Below are 2429 nucleotides of genomic sequence, written 5' to 3' on the forward strand. Positions count from 1 at the left end.
CATCTGTGGTGCAGAAACAGAAATCCCGATGCTTTGTGGCAATGAAACAGATGTTGCAGAGGAAATCCCGCCACCTCCCATGCTGGGCATTGAAGCATTCTTTGCAAGCTCATGTTTTATCATATCCTTAAGATATTCCATGTTTGCTTTCATGATAGCCTTGTCTTCAGATGCGCGGTGTTTACGTTTAAGGTCTTCTAAATCCGCTTTGCTCATATGCGGATCGACCACTTCCATGGTCTCCATTAGTTCCATGGCTTCTTCAAGCTCTTTTAGTTCTTCCTCTCCAAATTCGGAGATCATCTCATTCAGCTCTTTTAACTCTTCTTCAGAAAAAGAGGCTTCTCCTTCCTGCATCTGCTGGAGTGCTGCATCAAGCATCTCTTCACGGGCATCAAATATGGCATCTTCCTTCTCAGTGATTTTTTCTTCTTCGGCAGAAGCAAGTGCGCTCTGCATCTGCTGTCCTACGTCTCGCTGATTTTCAAGTTTTTCATCCCTGCTCTGGGTACGTTCAACCATTTCTTCCAGTTCAAGGTGATGCTGCTTTTTCCTGGCTACCATCTCCATGCGTTTTGCATGAGTAAGAGCAAGCTGAAGCTCCTCAGGATCACCATTTCCTGAAGAGATTTTTCTTTTTATCTTTAAAGTTTCCCTCTTAGCAGCAAGCACTGCCTGCCCTGCACTTATTGATGTCTTGGCCCTCTGAATCTTGGAAGCTACTGCCTTGTAATTATATTTTTCGGAAGTATCTATCTCTTCCTCTTCTGCAGCATCCGGAGATCCTGACAGCTCAGAAAAACCATTAACCTTATCCTTTGATGTCTTCGAAGCATACTGTTCCTGCTTCAAGTCCCGGATCATCTGGCGCATCTGCTGTGAGATAGATGCCTTATCTTCCGTTACCTTGTTCGTGAACTTAGATAGAGGATTTGATGTTGCATCTTTACCAGGCGCAAAAGGAGAGTTGCTCCCAGCAGTCTTTTGCTGCGAGTTCTGCCCCATAAGAGTTCCTTTTTGATAAAAAGACGAATATGGACTTTGTGTATTAAACGATATATTCATTATCGTCCCTCCACTCAGTAAACGTTATCCCTTGAAGTCCACCCTTGTACCAACTGCTCTTTCGGTATCTGTCATTACTCTTGAAGCTGCATTGTTATAAGAATATGTCTGTACCTTGGAAAGAAGATCATCCAGGGAATTTGCCTCTATGATTTCAAACTCTTCATCCTCATAAATGTCCGTATCATCTTTGTCTTTTGTCTTCTCAGCCTTACTGTCTTTTGCCTTATTTATGCGTTCTTCCTGAGCTTTTTTCTCGGCTTTCTTCTTTTCCTTTATCTTCTGTTCTTTCTTCTCAGCAGCCTTCTTCTCTATACGCTTTTTCTGAAGATCCTGAGATTTACCAACCGTGGCAAAGAAACTCTCTTTTCCGTTTGAATCTACGGACATTCCGAAGTTCTTTACGTTAGAGCCGCTGCTGGAAAGTCCCATCTTTGCCTGCATCATCTTGGCCTGGGAGGATGCAATAATACCCTCATACTTCTTACGGAACGACTCATCGGTGGCCATGCGCTCAAGCTTCTCTTCATCAATCAGGACAACCATTTTATTGGCATTGCCATATGCGGCTGCGTTCTGCTGCACCTGAGCCTTCATGTCCTTGCTGACAGTAATAAACTCCATGCCATGGAACTTGGACTGAAGCTTCCCAAGATAATCCTTCGCCTTGTCAGAAAGCTGGACGTCACCTATTGTCATACCATATTCTGTCTTGGTTGGTACAAGAGACGATTTTGTATCGATAGGAGACCAGCCTTTTGTCTCTACCTTTGCCTGTGATCCCTTAGTGGCTGCAGTCTGATCACTTTTAGCTGTGCTCTGTGTTTTAGTGTCATTATTCACTGTGCTTTTGCTATATGCCTGTGAAGTCTGCTGATAAGCTGATACGCCATATAAACCTGCCATGTTAATCCCTCCATTTCTGCTTCCAAAGAATTCGGAAGTACCTTTCTCAGATCTGACTATCTATTGATGTTCCTTTTATATCATTTGATAAAAGACTCAGTCTGTTAAGTATATTGGTAATCTCTGTATTCACAGCATTCTGGGTATCTTCCATAGATGTAGCATCGGAAATAATCGTCTTTTCTACATCACCAAGATCCATCCTGTTTGCATCTTCACGCTCACGTCTGGCAACCGCCTTTTTGATATCAGCACTGGTCCTTCCGCTTTCAGCAGCATGCTCCTTGATATTTTCTATCATTTCCTGCTGCGCTGCCTCTTTCTCAAGCTTCTTGGCCTCTTCCTTCTTTTCTTCTTTCTTTTTTTCGGAAGCTTCTTTTGCAGCTTCTTCGCGCTCCTCCTGCTCTTCATCGACATGTTCTACAGCTTCCTGTGTCAAAAGAGCTATCGTCTCGCCA

Annotated in this window: 3 protein-coding genes; all 3 read right to left on the reverse strand. The window is 43.5% G+C overall.

What is annotated here, in order from left to right; genetic code table 11:
- Positions 1-1065 (reverse strand): hypothetical protein (locus J6I68_RS01570; protein WP_292216668.1); only part of this gene is annotated, 1065 nt, incomplete at its 3' end.
- Between the two features lie 24 nt (positions 1066-1089).
- On the reverse strand, positions 1090-1971 hold the full coding sequence (locus tag J6I68_RS01575; RefSeq protein WP_292216669.1) for a DUF6033 family protein: 882 nt from the start codon (positions 1969-1971) through the stop codon (positions 1090-1092).
- A gap of 46 nt (positions 1972-2017) precedes the next feature.
- Positions 2018-2429: hypothetical protein (locus J6I68_RS01580; RefSeq protein ID WP_292216672.1), on the reverse strand; the 412-nt coding region annotated here is incomplete at its 5' end.

It is taken from the genome of Butyrivibrio sp. (assembly GCF_017940685.1).
In the GTDB taxonomy this organism is placed as follows: Bacteria; Bacillota; Clostridia; order Lachnospirales; family Lachnospiraceae; genus Butyrivibrio.